At 45.4% G+C, this 16,386-nt stretch carries 10 protein-coding genes; 3 read left to right on the forward strand and 7 right to left on the reverse strand.

What is annotated here, in order from left to right:
- Positions 1-9: 9 nt before the first annotated feature.
- The 5 genes from bamA to ACQY73_RS23250 form a co-directional block, all read right to left on the reverse strand.
- Entirely contained in the window at positions 10-2,652 is a 2,643-nt protein-coding gene (bamA, locus tag ACQY73_RS23230; protein WP_428655521.1) for an outer membrane protein assembly factor BamA, read from the reverse strand.
- 159 nt (positions 2,653-2,811) lie between these two features.
- The gene (locus ACQY73_RS23235) at positions 2,812-3,561 is read right to left on the reverse strand and encodes an isoprenyl transferase (RefSeq protein WP_428655523.1); all 750 of its coding nucleotides are present in this window, start codon (positions 3,559-3,561) and stop codon (positions 2,812-2,814) included.
- Between the two features lie 153 nt (positions 3,562-3,714).
- Complete coding sequence (locus ACQY73_RS23240) at positions 3,715-5,100, reverse strand: MATE family efflux transporter (protein WP_428655525.1); 1,386 nt, start codon at positions 5,098-5,100, stop codon at positions 3,715-3,717.
- A 119-nt stretch (positions 5,101-5,219) separates the two neighbouring features.
- Positions 5,220-5,837 (reverse strand): hypothetical protein, encoded by a 618-nt coding sequence (locus ACQY73_RS23245; protein ID WP_428655528.1) that lies wholly within the window; start codon positions 5,835-5,837, stop codon positions 5,220-5,222.
- 75 nt (positions 5,838-5,912) lie between these two features.
- Positions 5,913-6,827 (reverse strand): WD40 repeat domain-containing protein, encoded by a 915-nt coding sequence (locus ACQY73_RS23250; RefSeq protein ID WP_428655531.1) that lies wholly within the window; start codon positions 6,825-6,827, stop codon positions 5,913-5,915.
- A gap of 97 nt (positions 6,828-6,924) precedes the next feature.
- Between ACQY73_RS23250 and ACQY73_RS23255 the strand changes: the two genes are divergently transcribed.
- The gene (locus ACQY73_RS23255; RefSeq protein ID WP_428655533.1) at positions 6,925-7,560 is read left to right on the forward strand and encodes a 4'-phosphopantetheinyl transferase family protein; all 636 of its coding nucleotides are present in this window, start codon (positions 6,925-6,927) and stop codon (positions 7,558-7,560) included.
- 6 nt (positions 7,561-7,566) lie between these two features.
- On the opposite strand, the gene ACQY73_RS23260 is transcribed toward ACQY73_RS23255, so the two are convergent.
- Positions 7,567-8,415 carry a transglutaminase-like domain-containing protein gene (locus ACQY73_RS23260; protein ID WP_428655536.1) on the reverse strand — a complete coding sequence of 283 codons (849 nt, stop codon included), beginning with the start codon at positions 8,413-8,415 and terminating at the stop codon, positions 7,567-7,569.
- Between the two features lie 93 nt (positions 8,416-8,508).
- On the opposite strand from ACQY73_RS23260, the gene galE reads away from it, so the two are divergent.
- Together galE and rfbB are read left to right on the forward strand one after the other, a co-directional pair.
- Positions 8,509-9,528, forward strand: a complete 1,020-nt coding sequence (gene galE, locus ACQY73_RS23265; RefSeq protein WP_428655539.1) for a UDP-glucose 4-epimerase GalE — start codon at positions 8,509-8,511, stop codon at positions 9,526-9,528.
- Positions 9,529-9,571: 43 nt separating this feature from the next.
- Positions 9,572-10,627 (forward strand): dTDP-glucose 4,6-dehydratase, encoded by a 1,056-nt coding sequence (gene rfbB / locus ACQY73_RS23270; RefSeq protein WP_428655541.1) that lies wholly within the window; start codon positions 9,572-9,574, stop codon positions 10,625-10,627.
- 72 nt (positions 10,628-10,699) lie between these two features.
- Here rfbB and ACQY73_RS23275 read toward each other — a convergent pair whose 3' ends face one another.
- Entirely contained in the window at positions 10,700-16,237 is a 5,538-nt protein-coding gene (locus ACQY73_RS23275) for an SdrD B-like domain-containing protein (RefSeq protein ID WP_428655543.1), read from the reverse strand.
- Positions 16,238-16,386: the final 149 nt, after the last annotated feature.

Here is a 16,386-nt window from a genome sequence, read left to right on the forward strand (position 1 = left end):
TATCCCTTTTTATCTAAGTTGTTGTCCAATTGTAAAGTGGAATTGTGGGCCGCTGCGTTTTGTTTGTCCCGGCAGTGGATCAAACCCATAGGCCCAGTCGATACCGATCAATCCGAAGGCAGGCATAAAGATACGTGCTCCAACCCCTGCCGAACGTTTGAGGTCAAAAGGATTGAAATCTTTATACTTTTTCTGTGGTGCATCGGTTCCCCAGTTGTTTCCGGCTTCGGCAAATACCAACCCAAAAATGGTGGCAGATGGGTTTAGAGAAAGCGGATAACGAAGCTCCATTACATATTTGCTGTAAGCAACCCCTCCTAAACTTGAAGCAACTCCTGTGCCGGTAGCACCGGTCGATTGGGAAGCGTCAGTGGTACTCAAGCGGTTATAGATCGGAACAAGCGAACGGTCAGCATAGCCGCGTAAACCAATAATGTCCTGCGCTAAGGCAAACATCCCATATCCTGCTAACCCTGAACCTCCCAAAACAAATCGCTCGAAAGGACTGATAGACAGGTTTTTATTATATCTGCCCAAAAAGCCCAAGTGTGCACGGGTACTGAGTACCAATTTGCCCGCTACTGTCTGGAACCAACTGGCATCAAACATCCACTTGTGGTATTCTACCCATTTGTAACGGCTTTCGTTGGTAGCAAAGCTGGTTTGGCCCGTAATGGCCGAATAAGGAGGTGTAAATGTCCCACTTAATGAGAACGAAGATCCTCCGCGCGGGAATTGCGGATTGTCAATTGTATTGCGGGATAAAGTAAGGTTGAAGGTTAGGTTGTTTGAAACACCGTTAGGGTACCCGATACCGAACAAATCCAGACTGTCCATTTTATAACGCTGATAAGAAAGGGCAGTGCTTAACACAAAGTAACGATCCGGTACTTTAAGACGCTTCCCAAGAGAAATCGTGACGCCTGAGTTCTTGTAAGAACCCAAAAACTTCATACCACTGGATGATTGGGTATAATAGTTAGAATAATCGACCGTACGGTAGATCGTGTGGCTAAGATTGATCCCGAACGTTACGGGCTTTTTACCACCCAACCAAGGCTCCGTAAAGCTGATGGAATAGGTTTGATATTGACGTCCACTCGCTTGGAAACGAACCGCCAATTTTTGCCCATCACCGGAAGGCAACGGTTTCCATGCTTTCAGATTAGTAATATTTTTGGTGGAGAAGTTGTTGAAAACCAATCCCAACGTTCCGACAAATCCAATAAATCCACCCCAACCACCGGATAATTCGATCTGATCACTGGGTTTTTCTTCTACGGTGTATTCAATATCTACCGTTCCATCTTCAGGGTGGGGGATAGGTTGAATGCCGATCTTTTCTGCATCAAAATAACCTAACTGAGAAAGCTGACGCTGGGTATTAATGATTTCTGTTTTGCTGAATTTCTGGCCCGGCAACGTAAATAACTCACGCATCACAACGTGGTCGCTGGTTTTGGTGTTACCGTTAAGGATAATTTTATTGATGGTTGCCTGCTTTCCTTCAAAGATCCGCATTTCGATATCAATGGAATCTCCTTCGATGGATTTTTCAATAGGGCGGCAGTTGTAATACAAATAACCGTCGTCCATGTAAAGTGAACTTACATCCTGACCCGGATTGGCTTCCAGACGTTTCTGGATTTCTTCAGGGTTATAGATATCTCCCTTTTTCAAGCCGAATACTTTATTCAATATATCCGTTGAATGAAGGTAATTCCCTTCCCATGTTACATTGCGGATGTAATAACGTGGACCTTCATCAAGGTTTATTACCAAATCAATGGTTTTACCGTCAGCATTTTGGATAACTGAATCAGAAGCAATTATTGCATCCCGGAAACCATTCTTATTGTAAAGCTCAATGAGTTTTTCTTTGTCTTCGTCGTATTTCTTAGGAATAAATTTGGAAGGTGTAAACAAACGACCGAAGCGCATTTGCTTCGTGCTTTTCATTTTGTTACGCAACTTCTGCTCATAGATTTCAGTACGGCCGTTGAAAACAATCTGGTGGATTTTTACTTTAGGCCCTTTTGAAACAAAGATCTTCAAGGTTGCATTGCCACGGGTAGAGTCAGTAATTTGAGCAATACGCACTTTAACATTCAAAAATCCTTTATCCATAAAAAAGCGTTTCACTGCCAACTGTGTGTTTTTGATCATCGTGTTGGAAATGATACGCCCTTTGGGAAGTTTAATTTTATCATTCAGGGATTCCTGCTCCCCTTTACGAATACCATCGTAGGTTACTTTAAACAACCGCGATTGCTCTTTGATGTGCAGTTCCAACCAGATTTGCTCACCTTCGATCTTGCGGTAGAGCACTTCTACGTCTTCCAGGATTTTCTGATCCATCAATTTTTTGATGGCACCTGTGATGGCATCCCCGGGGACTTTGATCTTGTCGCCGACTTTCAATCCTGACATAGAAATCATGGAATTAGGGTCCAAAAATTGATTTCCGGTCACGACGATGTCGGCAATGGTAAGTTCTTTGGGATTGGCGTAACTGATCGCTTCTTCGGCGGGTTTAGCGGTAGCCGGGGTGCGTTGCCCAAGACCCAACTGCTGAGCCATAGCCGATACTACAGTACACAAAAAAAGCGCCGCAAAAGTTGCTAAGCGGGCAGGTTGGTTAAAATTTTTCATAGGTAGTAGGTACACAATTCTTTCGCTCACGGTTCGGTATCAATTCTTTATAATTTCGTTGATTGTAAGGTTTCCGGTCAATATCAAGAGAAACAATTGGTAGAAACCCGGCGATAAGAGCATAATTATCCAAAATGCTATAACGCTAAAAGGGATATTTTATTTCGCGTCACTCAGAATCTGTTCGCTGGTTTTTCCGAATCGGCGTTCACGTTGCTGAAAAGACAGGATCGCCTCGTGCAGGTGATTCCGACGGAAATCAGGCCAAAATACATCGTCATAAAAATACAGCTCGGCATATGCCAATTGCCACAACAGAAAATTGCTGATGCGATGATCGCCTCCCGTACGCAACATCAGGTCCACTTCCGGGCGGTCGAGGGTTGAAAGTTTGCTGTTGAGAAGGTTTTCGTTAATGTCTTCGGCACGTAATGTACCTGCCTGTACTTCACGGGCGAGTTGTTGGGTAGCTTGGACAATATCCCATTTACCGCTATATCCCAAAGCCAGAATCAGATTAAGTCCGGTATTGTGCTTTGTTTTTTCAATGGCCTCCTGCAATTCAAGCTGACACGATTTTGGAAGACTTTCGAGGTCACCGATACTGTCTAATTTAACATTATTTTTTTGCAAAGTAGGCAACTCATCCCCAATGGTATGTACCAAAAGTTCCATCAGCATCCGTACTTCCATTTCAGGGCGCCCCCAGTTTTCGGTTGAGAATGCGTATAATGTCAAATAGTTAACTCCTAACTCAGCGCAGCCTTCGGTTGCTTCACGTACTGCCTTGATAGCATTGCGGTGTCCAAAAATCCGCATAGCGCCGCGTTGCTTGGCCCAACGCCCGTTGCCGTCCATAATGATGGCGATGTGTTGAGGGAGTTTAGTACGGTCAATTTGCTCTTTCATTGCAAAGGATATTGAGTCGTTGGTAAAACAGAATCAATGGCGAAAATAGAATAATAATTAGGTCCTGATTTACAGTTGACGACTGAAAATTGGGCAGCAAAGTTAGAGAAATTATCAGGGATTCAAAACCCTACAACAACTTGAATTTGAGTATTAGACCTTCTTATTTTTCCATTTTCCGCGTTTAAAAAGCACAATACCGACAACGGCCAGTAAGGATTCGCTGAAAGCCACGGAAGTATACACACCTTCAGGACCCATATTCAATTGCTTTGCTAAAACATATGCCAGCGGAATTTCGACGGCCCAGAAGCAAAACAGGTTCATGAGTGTGGGGGTCAACGTATCGCCGGCTCCGTTAAATGACTGGCTGATAACCATTCCATACGCAAAAAATAAATACCCCAAACAAACAATACGCAGACAATTGACGCCTGTATTGACCGTAACCGGATCAGCATTGAACCAGGAAATGATAGGGCGTGAAAAAACAAAAAATACAACAGCAATCACTGCCAAAAAAAGAAAATTGAGAAAAGCCGCCCGCCAAACCGATGCTTCGGCGCGGTCGGGTTTATTAGCACCCAGATTTTGCCCTACCAGCGTTGCGGCGGCGTTGGCCATGCCCCAGGAAGGTAAAATCGTAAAAACAATAATGCGAATGGCAATCGTATATCCGGCCACGATACCGGGCCCAAAGTCGGATAGGATACGCGTTAAAAATACCCAACTGGCCGATGAAATAAGAAATTGTCCTGTTCCGCCCGCCGCTACACTTATCAGATTTCGAATGATGGCCACATTGACTTTAAATTGTGAAGCCAATACCTGAATGGTTCCTTTGGTTTTGGCAAGGGCATTTAACTGATAAAGCACGCCGATGGTGCGGCCAATGGTAGTTGCCATGGCAGAACCCGCCACCCCGAAAGCAGGAATAGGGCCAAATCCAAAAATGAATAAAGGACAGAGTAAAATGTTGATGCCGTTGGCGATCCAAAGGGAACGCATCGCCACGGCAGCATCTCCGCCACCGCGTAACACGCCACTCAACGTATAAAGCAACATAATAGCAGGACTGCTGGCGAAAATGATCCGTGTAAAATTTGATCCCGATTCAATTAATCCCTGATGCCCGCCCATGGCTCGCAAAATGGCTTCGGCACCAAAAAAACCGGCTAATCCCATCGCAATTCCTAATCCCAACGAAACCAGAATCACCTGCGCTGCTGCATGACCTGCTTCAACAAACTGTTTTTCGCCAACTCTTCTCGCTACAATGGCCGTGGCGGCTGTGCTTAAACCAATGGCAACAGAATAGACCAATGTAAGCACGGACTCAGTAAGCCCTACAGTAGCAATGGCATCGGTACTGATCTTGGAAACAAAAAAGACATCCACCACCGCAAACAGCGACTCCATGACCATTTCCAGAATCATGGGGACGGAAAGCAGAAAAATAGCGCGATTGATACTTCCGGAAGTGTATTCTTGTTCTTCGCCTTTAAGGGCTTGGAGTAATAATGTAAAGAATTTTTGCATGGCTGCGACTACAAAAAGGACAATTTAGATAAAACCAAGTTGCAAAATTGGCGAAAACTATCTAAACTACCTTCATATTGGCTCAATTAGCCTGAAAATGAGCAAGAAAAGGCTCTTTTCTAATGTAAGGTGCCGGCCTTTTGAGGCATTGAAGAAAGCGTTTGTTTGAACTGCCGTTTAGGGCCAAAATAAAATACATATTCACTTTCTCTTGCTCCAATACCACGGTCCCAGTCAAATTCAGAGCCGTGCATGATCAGCGGAGAACCGAAAAGGTGATTTAAAAGGGGCTGAGCTTTGATAAAAAGAGTATGGGCGTCGTTTCGGGTTGTAAAAGCGAAATGTCCATTTTTGTCGGCCATACTGATATTCATTAGATCAAAATCGGCATGAATAGCCGCGCCATTGTATTTGATCAATCCCTTTTCCGGACCGCTGTCTGCTCGGTAAAAACCGCTCGGAAGTTGATTGTTTGGCGCAAATTTCTTCCATTTTTCAACGGCATCCGGCAGAGTTATAACCTTGAAAGCTTCGGGACAAATCATAGGGTCGGTCACAAGACCTGCAAAACGAAAAGAAGGGTTGTCGGAGGTTTTGGCTTTGCAATTTTCTCCTTTGGCAATGTAACCCGCACGGCCGATCCATTGGTCGGTCAGGGGATTAGGCTCACGGAGTCCGATCCAACAGTTAAGCATATCTGCAACTTTGAAAAACGCTTCTTTATGAATGGCGAGCATTGGAAGAATAGGTGTTTGTTAATTAAATGTATAAAAAAGCACAAAACAATCGCTTATCCGATGGAGAAAATTCTTTTATACGGTCTTAATATCCCAAACCGAAATCCGTTTGTCATCACTGGCCGAAATTAAATGATTATCAAAACTTGACCAAAGGAGTTTATTGATGGATGTTCCGTGCCCTGCATGGCGCGCACGGTCGATGACTTTCAATAACCGAAAGGTATCGGCATCCCACACTTTAATGGATTTATCCATGCTGCATGTGGCAATCCATTGTCCGTCAGGACTGTAAACAATGTGATTAATGGCAAACATGTGGGCCACCACATCTTGGTGCAACTCATATTTTTGAGAAATATTCCATACTTTCAAATGAGCATCCCGACTGCCGGAAATCAGATAGCGCCCATCAGGAGAATAGTGCAACGTAAAAACCGAATTGGTATGTGATTCTAAAGTATAACGCAATAGGTGGTCATCAAGGCCAAATACCCTGATCCTGTGGTCGCTGTAGCCAACGGCAAATTCGCGAGTGTGCGGATTGATGCTGATACATCGGGCACTTTGGGCAGTGGCTTTTAAGTGTTTGCGAACGGAAAATTCATTTTTATCCATGACCAAAACTACACCGTCAGAAAGGGCAATAAAGGCTTGATCTTCAAAGAACTGAATATCAAAAATGGCGGCAGAAGTCAGTCGGGCAGACGAAACAACCTGTTTCTCATAAGGCGCAATGCGCTGAATTCCTTCATAATTTTGCCCTGCCCAAAGTTGATTTTTTTCGGAATCGTAAGCAATGGAATAGACCGAAGTAGGTAATTGCGCCACCACTTCTCCCCAATCCGGGCGCGTCAAATCCCAATGCACTACCATGCCGTCGCCTCCTGCTGAAAAGAAGTGGTGAGGTTGAAGGGCGGGCTGAAGGGCATAGACACAGTCGCGATGACCGGAAAAAGTGTCTATTTTTTGAACGTGAAGTTTTGTCATTTTTGGAAACGGACTCCCAACCCACGGTTGGATAAGTATAAAATTACGGGCTATCTTTACGAATTACAATGAATAAGTATTAGATAACTCCTTTATAATGCCCCTGGTTCGTCAATGGACAGTTTTTGATGACTGTGAAATTTTAGTTTGGCAGATTGCCGAGTCACCGGAGGTGCTGCTTCAGGACTTGATCGTAGCTGTCGAAGAATGGGAAGAATTTAAAACCATTTCGCATCCCCAAAAACAATTGGAATGGCTCACAGGCAGGCGAGCCATGCAGGCGTTGATAGAAAGTAAAGGCCGACGTTATGAAGGAATGGTCAAAGATGAATACGGAAAACCGCATTTAAAACACCGGATTGCGGAAATTTCCATTACTCACACTGTTCAGTACGTTGGCGTAACACTGCATCCTGTCAAGCCTCTTGGCATTGATATGGAACGAATGGCTGATAAGTTAGCTCGTGTTGCGCACAAATTTTTGTCTGACTCCGAAAGTCAATATGCAAAGTTGGAATTGTCGCAATTGGTAACGTATTGGTGTGCCAAAGAAGCCTTGTATAAATTGCACGGCACCCGACAATTGAGCTTTAAAGAGCAGATATTCATCGAACCCTTTATGGATACAGATTCTTATGTAGAAGGCTTTATTGAATATCATACTATTCCAAAACAGCGCCATCAATTGCACCGGTTTTGGGTGGAAGATTTCTGCGGAGTGGTGGCTGTTTGAGGCTATTTATTCAGGCAAGGGTTCGTTCAAAATGGTAGCCATACGTTCGATTTCGTTGACTTTGTCGGTATCTCCCGTTTTCTCAAAAGCCAATGTAAGGTTGCGAAGTACGCGTTTGAGAATATCAAGATTACTGCAAGGCTGATAAAATGTTTCGTTGGCTTTCAGGTTGAGTTGAGCAATGTAATGGTCAATATCGGAGCGCATGAAAACCAGCCCTTTGTTGAACACATTGATGTAAAACTGAATCGAGTCCTGTTTGTAGGTCAACACAAACAAATTGGGCAAATTGACCCCATAAACGGGCATATTAAGCCGTTGCGCAATGATCATATAAATACAGCAAAGCGAGATCGGATTCCCTTTTTTTGTTTCCAACACCACATTCATCATTGAATTCCCCGCCGAATGGAAATTTTTAGTGTTAGAGCCAAATTTCAATTTTGAAAAGAAGACGTGGTTCAGCGCCCTAATTTGGTCGATCGGGTGCATGTCGATCTTGAATTCGAGCCATGTTTCATAGTAAAACTGTTCAAAATCGGCGCGAAGCTTATCCAATGAAAGGTCCGGGTATTGGTAGGTAGCCACAATCCACAATCCTTCCAGAAGATCAATAGCGCCGCCATTGTGCCAATTGGTCAATCGTTCGAGGGTCAATTCAAACTGAAGTTCATGAATCAGCTCCTCAATTTTTCGCTGTACGTCAGGGCTAAAGCCTGCACTCTCCCACTCATTCTCCAAAAAGGGAATGATTTTTCCTCCCTGTTGCCGAATTTCGCGTTCAACCAAACGAGATACTTCCTTGTCGTCATCGTCGAGTAGCGAAACCAGCGCCTTGATTTCTTGCTCTGTCATACGGTGTGATTTGGCGTTGTTGGCATTAAATAAAAACAATTTTTTTTCAGCGCCCAAATTTTATAGTTTTGTTACTCACTTTTTGCTCACCACATGAAAATTTTAGTCACAGGCGGAGCCGGCTTTATTGGCTCACATACAGTCGTTGAATTACACCAATCGGGCTTTGAACCTGTCATTATTGACAATTTCAGCAATTCTGAAGAGAAAGTACTGGAAGGCATCGAAAATATAATTGGAAAGTCGGTGGTTTGCTATAAAGCAGATTGTAATGACGAAAATGCTTTGCGCCAATTGTTCGAAAAGGAAAAAATTGAAGGTGTTATTCACTTCGCGGCCAACAAGGCCGTAGGCGAGTCGGTAGAGAATCCGTTGCTTTATTACGGAAACAACATTGGCACCACGGTTCTTTTGTTGAAACTAATGAAAGAATACGGCGTGCATAATTTTGTTTTTTCTTCTTCGTGTACCGTGTACGGTCAGCCGGACCATTTGCCGGTGACAGAAGCCACGCCGCGTCAGGAAGCAGCTTCTCCGTATGGCAACACCAAGAAAATCTGCGAAGACATTATTCGTGATTTTATCTTTTCCAAGCCGGAAATGAAAGCCATTGCCCTCCGTTATTTTAACCCCATCGGAGCGCACGAAACTGCCGAAATAGGTGAGTTGCCACGCGGTGTGCCGAGTAATCTGGTGCCTTATATTACACAGGCAGCGGCTGGATTGCGTAAGCAATTGACCGTTTTCGGAAGTGATTATAACACGCCCGACGGTACGTGTATTCGAGATTTTATTCATGTGGTAGATCTGGCCAAAGCACACGTAAAAGCATTGGAATTGCTGGCGGGCGTGCAGGAAGAAAACTTCTACGATGTATTCAATATAGGAACGGGAGAAGGCGTAACGGTTCTGCAATTGATCAAGACATTTGAAGAAGTAAATGACCTGAAATTAAATTACAGCATCGGACCGCGTCGTCCCGGTGATGTAGAACAGATTTACGCACAGGTAGATAAATCACGGGAAGTAATGAAATGGCAAACGGAAAAGACATTGGAAGACTCATTGCGTGATGCGTGGCGTTGGCAGCAAAAATTAGCAGATCGAAAATAGATTATACAGGACTTTAGAATATCTACATTTTATTCTCAGCACTATGCAAAAAATACTTATCACCGGCGGAGCCGGGTTTATTGGGTCGCATGTAGTACGAAGATTTGTGATACAATATCCCGATACCCAAATTGTCAATTTAGATGCCCTTACCTACGCCGGTAACCTTGCGAATTTGACAGATATAGAAAATGAGCCTAATTATACTTTCGTAAAAGGAGATATTACAGATGCTGCGTTTATTGATGAACTTTTCAAAACCCATGATTTCACGGGCGTGGTTCATTTAGCGGCGGAGTCACACGTAGATCGTTCTATTTCAGACCCTATGGCGTTTGTACTGACCAACGTTATCGGCACCGTGAATCTGCTCAATGCGGCGCGTATTGCGTGGAAAGGCAAAGAAGAAGGGCGTCGTTTTTACCATGTTTCGACAGACGAAGTATACGGAGAACTCCACGATCCAAAAGAATTCTTTGTAGAAACAACGAGTTACGATCCAAGGTCGCCGTATTCCGCCTCCAAGGCCTCTTCCGATCATTTTGTGCGAGCATATCACAATACGTACAAATTGCCGGTGGTCATTTCCAATTGCTCCAACAATTACGGACCTAATCACTTTCCTGAAAAGCTGATTCCGTTGATGATCAATAATATTCGTAATAATAAACCTCTGCCCGTCTATGGAAAAGGTGAAAACGTGCGTGATTGGCTTTTCGTAGAAGACCATGCGCGCGCCATTGATCTGATTTTCCACGAAGGGCTAAATGGGGAAACCTATAACATCGGCGGCTGTAATGAGTGGAAAAACCTGGATTTGGTATTTCTGTTGTGCAAAGTAATGGACGAAAAACTGGGAAGAGCCGAAGGCACCTCTGTACAATTAATTACCTATGTAACTGACCGCGCCGGCCACGATCTGCGCTATGCCATTGACCCATCCAAACTGATGAACGAACTGGGTTGGAAACCATCCGTTACGTTTGAGGAAGGACTTGAAAAAACGGTTCAATGGTATTTGGATAATCAAAAATGGTTAGACGACGTAACATCCGGCAATTATCAAAAATACTATGACGGTATGTATGTAGACCGTTAATTTTATCATTCAATCATAAACAAAAAAGGGACTGCATGCAGTCCCTTTTTTGTTTATGAGCAAAGGCAGTGTTTAAATTTTCTTACCGGCTTTTTTGGATTGCTTAATGGTAAACGGTATACAAAGGTCTTCAGGACAGCAGTTGTCGCCGGGCTCAATGATGACCGGGCAGCAACCTTCGGCGGGGCAGGTGTTATTGTTCGCGGTGAAAGTATACGAACCGGGTTCACTGAACAGTATCTGATTGCCGGTAGCGACCGAAGTACTACCCCCATCCTTGAACCATTGTACATTGGTATACTTGGCAGGAATGTTGACTTGTACTTTTTCACCATAACACAGTTTGACGGGTACGGTAAAACATTGACGATCAATGTCATCTTCCTCGTCTTTTCCATTGCCCGGCGTGGAGTCTTTGTCCTTTTCGTTGGTTTTGCTGATCTCGGCCGTGTTGAAATGAACACCTTCCTGAACGGCTTTGACTTTGTAAGTCAACGTCACCGTGTCACCGTTGGCGGCAATGTTGCCGATGGTCCACTTAATGACTCCGCCACTGATCGTGGCACTGCCTCTGCTTGCCACAAAACTGCCGTTGACGAACTGTACCGTCGTGGCGATGGAATCGGTGACCTCCACTCCCGTAGCATTAGAGGTAAATTCATTCCATACTTTCACCGTGTAAGTCAGGGTATCCCCCAACTGAGCGATCTTTTTGTTGATCAGCTTCTTGAGAGCCAGATCCACCTGACAATCCAGGGCCGTCACGATGATGGCCGTGCGGGGCTGATTGATACAGCCGCCCGTTCCGCCCGACAGCTCGACAAAGAACGTATCGGTGGCGGCGATGCTGCCCGCCGGTTTGTAGGAAAGCCCCGAGGCCAGACTGTTTCCGCCCGTGGCATTGGCAAACCAATTCACATTGACCCCGTTGGTGTTGGCACCGATGAGGGTGATCTTCAAGGTCGGCAGGGTATCTCCCTTGCAGGCCGTGGCGTTAGGGGTCAGCAGGTTGACCTGCGGACAGCTGCAATCGGGGGCAATGATGGTCGTGTCGTATTTACAGTTGGCTCTCAGACTGTCGGTGATGATCAGGTTGGTGCCGTTGGGAATACCCGTGACGGTGTAAGGATTGCTTCCCGAAAGTGTCCCTGCATTGACCTTCAGATGGCCTTTTTTGTTGGCAATTGAGAAGGCAACGCTGTAGACGGTGGCCGTCGGTGAGCAGACCGGCGTGGTGGTAAAATTCCAGAGGGGTTTGACACAGGGGATGATCAGACCGGCATCAATGGTGGGATTGTCTTTGGCAATGCCGGTTGCCAGGGTATTGATGACGATGACAGGACTTTCGCCGGTGGTGGGGTTAAAATCGGAGTCATTGGTGTCATTTCCCCCGCCGGTATTTACATCCTGTTTTGGGGTGATCTGGCAGGTATCGGGCAAACTGCTCAACACAATTTTGACTTTGTAATTGCCGGAATCCAATCCGGTGAAGCTGTAGATCCCTGCGGTGTCGGTGGTATCGGTGGCCAGAACGGCATTGTTGGTACTGTTGAGGAGTTGCACGATAACACCTTTGACGCCGGGTTCGCCCTGCTCCTGAATGCCGTTATCGTTGATATCTTTCCAGATAAAGTCACCCAGCGAACCTTTGAGACAGTTTTTGGTTTCGACGGCGAGGGTATCGGCGCAGCCGGTGGTGGCATTTTTGAGGATGAATTGATACGTCCCCACGACATCCATTCCGGTGACGACACCCGTAGAGGCATTGATAGTAACCGCTTTAGGCGTGCTGCCGAGTTGTGACCATGTTTCGCCGTTGGCGGCGTTGGGCAAATCTACGGTGCCGATGGTATTACAGATGGCATTGCCGCCGGTGATGTCATTGCCTGCGTTAGGTTTGGCATTGACCACGAGTTGGACAAAGGCGGTGTCTTTACAGGAAGTTTGGGTGTTGGTGACGACCACTGCATAATACTTGGTTCCCGGGGTAGTGATGGCTGCTCCGGAAGGCGTAAAGGTGGCCGATGTGGCCCCGCCGATGGCGGTACCTAAGCTGCCGGTGGTGTCGGCGAGGGCACCGTACCAGGCGTAGGTTACACCGGAGTTTGGAGTAGCGGTATAAGCGGTCGGCAAATTGCCCACACAGATGGTCTGTTTTTTCGCCGTCGCATTCGCTACGGGGCGAGCATTAATGGTTACTTTGACGGTGTCGCTACATGCGGCTTGCCCTTTATATGTCAAAATAAAGTAGTAGTTTCCGGCGCTGCTGAGTCCGGTAACTACTCCGGTAGCGGCGTTGATGGAAGCCGATGTGTTGGCAGGTTGACTTCCTTTACTCCAGACTTCGCCGGTTCCGGCATCTTTGAGATTCACGGTTAAGGTTCCCTGACAAACAGTTACATCCGCATCCGCAACGGGTTTGATGCAGGGGACGTACAAACCGGCATCAATGGTGGGATTATCTTTCGCGATGCCTGTTCCTGAGGTATTGATAACAATAACAGGGCTTTCTCCCGTAGTTGGATTGAAATCGGAATCATTGTTATCGTTTCCGCCTCCTGTGTTTACATCCTGCTTAGGACTGATCTGACAGGTATCGGATAAACTGCTTAACACGATCTTGACTTTATAACTGCCGCTTGCCAAATTGGGAAATCCATAGATTCCGTTGGCGTCGGTGGTATCGGTGGATAAGACAGCGTTGTTGGTGCTGTTGAGGAGTTGGATAATGACCCCTTTAACTCCTTTTTCGGATGGCAGATCCTGAATACCGTTATCGTTGGCATCTTTCCAAACCAAGTCGCCAATGGAACCTTTGACACAGGAAACTAAAGCCATAACGATAGTGGTATCTTTATAACAATCGTCGGAGCCATTATAGAAACGAATTGTATATGTAGCACCTGCGTTTGGAATAGCCGTTTTTAGATTTTTGGGGAAGGTAGTACCAATTGCTGTTGCGGTAGAATAAGTAAAGCCTGAAAAAACAGCTCCGGTAGCCACTGCAAATTTGTCAGCAGCTGTAGGCGCTGAAGTAAGAGCAATCGTGCCGTTATTCTGACCTACTTGTGCGTTATTGCAGGTAGCGTCTGTTATACTTAAGTGGATTGCGGAAGGTTGAATGCAAATCACCCCCATGTCTTCAAGGTGATTGTCGGCAGTAACTCCCCCGGTAGTGACCGGAATAGTGATTTTATCGGCAAAGACACTTGTGCCAAGCGTTGCATCAGAGTCATTCAAGTCTTTATACAGTGCGCCGCCTTCTCCGATATTGAGTTTAGTAAGCAAATATTTAGCGCCTGAAACCGTAATTTCATTGGGTTTTCCAGCGGTTTGTTGTCCGTCTCCAAATACTAATACATAGGCGGTATTGGGAAGTAAACCGTCTGAATTACTAAAATAATATTCACCCACTGATCCGACGGCAGTACTTGTAGTTTTGGTGGCAATCGGACTTGCTAATGAAGCAGCGTTTGCTAAGTATAATTTTACGCTTACTCCACCAATGCCCGGCTCGCCGGGATCCTGTACGCCATCGCCGTCTTTATCAAGCCATACACGGTTTCCAATTTCCAGGTAAGTTGGTATAGCACAGTTAAGTTCTACATCTCCTAAGCCGGCCGCTTTTCCTAATTCTCCCGCCGATGCACCATCGGAGCCATTTCCCTGTGTGGCTGAATAGACGGAAAAGGCGTCGTCACGTAGACCTGAGTTATTATTTAATAATCGAAAACCTCCTGCCCAATAAACATTATCTTCGGGGTCAATGGAGGTAGCAACGGTTTGTCCGGAACCCGGGCGAAGGGCCAAAGCTCCTAAGAAAGACTCTGTATGGATTAAACTGTTGTTCAGTTTCCAGTCGTCGTTGTAAAATTCACCATACCCCGGCCCTTGATTATTGTTGGTTGAATAGCCGGTGTTAGGGCCCGCTTTTCCGGCATTTTCCAAAACAAAAACACCATTTTTAGCATAAGCACGTAATACATCACCACCGTTAAATCCACTGTATTGAGTGGTACTGCTTCCATCGGGGCGATAATTCAGGATCCCTGTTTGAAGGGCGGTACGGTCGCCAAAACCTAAGATCATAGAGCCATCAATATCAAACTCAATATCGGCAAAATAAGGTTGGGGATAGACAATACTGGCATCATTTGTATTTGCGGTTAAAAAATCATCCCAATCATCGGTCCATGGATACCATCCGGTGAGAGTGGAGTAACTACTGTAAGGATAACCTTTGGGATAAGTCAATGGAAAGTCAAATATTTCGGTAAAGGTTGTTCCGCCATCCCAACGGTATACAGTGGCACTCAAATTTCCTTTTGTACCGGTAGCAGCATCACATACTCCTCCAATGTATAGTTTCCCATCGTAATATTTCAATGCCCACGGGCGCCAGTTACCGTTTACACAACCGGGGTCCGGAATAGAAATACTGGTAGCTGAAGTCGGCTTGGTCACTCCATCGCTGTTATATGCGGCAATATTAATGATAACCAATTGCTGATTATGAAGATTGACCGTAAAGAGCGTATCACCATTGTCGCTGATTTCAAGATCACCTAAACCCGCTTTTACTACATCGGTAAAGGCGACCGGATCACGAGATTGTCCGGTATTCCCGGCAATCCCTTTATTAATAGGAAGCCCTCTGGTTGAATTATCAGTAAGAGTACCTAAACTCAGGTTGAAAGGAGCGGCGTCTAAATCAATAAATCGGCTAGTTGCAGTGGTTGCTGCCGCAACTCCTGTATTGGTGACGTAAATACCACCCACCCCTAATTGACCAAAACCTACGTGACGACGAAGTACGGCAGCACTGAAAAGCTTTTTGGTAAACCTATTATAAGCTAATCCCCAAGCTGAGCCCATAGTATCGGCACGGGCCCACATTGATTTTGTGGTGCCGAAAGCAGTGCCGCTTGCGTCTAAAGGCAGTGAAACTAAGGCAATATCAGGTCCTGCAGTACCGCCGCCGAGTGGATTTCCGTTAACGTAACAGGTAGTGAATATGCTTGGACTTAGGTTGCAATAATCTGTGATCTTGTTTACGCCAAGATGGACATTACAGGAAGCCGCCGCAACAAACTGGACCGTTGTACGGCTGCTGCTGCCATTAGGAGTAGAGGTACTTTCATAGCGGGAAGGTATCTGTACAAATTCGACACGGACAGGATACGTAAATGCTTTGGTAAATGTATAGTAACCATACTCATCGCTGAGCGTACTGTCTACAACTCCGGCGATATCAGTAGCTTTGATTTTTACGTTGGCAATCCCGTTGGTTTCTCCACTTGTGATATTATTAACTGTAGTTACATCACGTACTCCGTTGGCGTTGTAATCGTTAAAAACAATTCCTCCTAAAGTGGTACAGGTTGTTTTAGGGCAGGCTGCCACACCCGGGTAAGTAGTATTTACGGTTGTACAACCGGATCTGGAAGCTGAAACCGTTCCGCCCGTACCATTGGCATCTATTTCAAAGGCAACTTCTTGGGGTGAAGCATAATAACTGCTGAATTGAACTGATTTGGCAGTTCCACCATTCAGGGCAACGCTCACTGTATTTGTGCCTGTTACGCCGGATAAAGAAACACGTACAGTCACTGTAGCTTTGCTTTGCCCGGCGGTGTTGAGATAGCAGCCCGAAGCAGTTACCCGGTTGATAGTTATAACACATTGAGCAATTGAAACATTTCCTACTAAAAATAACAAAAAAAATAAGGAAAAAGCGAATAGTCTTCGAGATTCCTTAT

Source organism: Runella sp. (genome assembly GCF_965279615.1).
In the GTDB taxonomy this organism is placed as follows: Bacteria; Bacteroidota; Bacteroidia; order Cytophagales; family Spirosomataceae; genus Runella.

Bases quoted from the DNA above. Each gene is read 5' to 3' on its own strand.
- galE (WP_428655539.1), top strand. From the start codon at position 8,509: ATGAAAATTTTAGTCACAGGCGGAGCCGGCTTTATTGGCTCACATACA.
- rfbB (WP_428655541.1), top strand. From the start codon at position 9,572: ATGCAAAAAATACTTATCACCGGCGGAGCCGGGTTTATTGGGTCGCAT.
- bamA (WP_428655521.1), bottom strand. From the start codon at position 2,652: ATGAAAAATTTTAACCAACCTGCCCGCTTAGCAACTTTTGCGGCGCTT.
- ACQY73_RS23255 (WP_428655533.1), top strand. From the start codon at position 6,925: ATGCCCCTGGTTCGTCAATGGACAGTTTTTGATGACTGTGAAATTTTA.
- ACQY73_RS23250 (WP_428655531.1), bottom strand. From the start codon at position 6,827: ATGACAAAACTTCACGTTCAAAAAATAGACACTTTTTCCGGTCATCGC.
- ACQY73_RS23245 (WP_428655528.1), bottom strand. From the start codon at position 5,837: ATGCTCGCCATTCATAAAGAAGCGTTTTTCAAAGTTGCAGATATGCTT.
- ACQY73_RS23260 (WP_428655536.1), bottom strand. From the start codon at position 8,415: ATGACAGAGCAAGAAATCAAGGCGCTGGTTTCGCTACTCGACGATGAC.
- ACQY73_RS23240 (WP_428655525.1), bottom strand. From the start codon at position 5,100: ATGCAAAAATTCTTTACATTATTACTCCAAGCCCTTAAAGGCGAAGAA.
- ACQY73_RS23235 (WP_428655523.1), bottom strand. From the start codon at position 3,561: ATGAAAGAGCAAATTGACCGTACTAAACTCCCTCAACACATCGCCATC.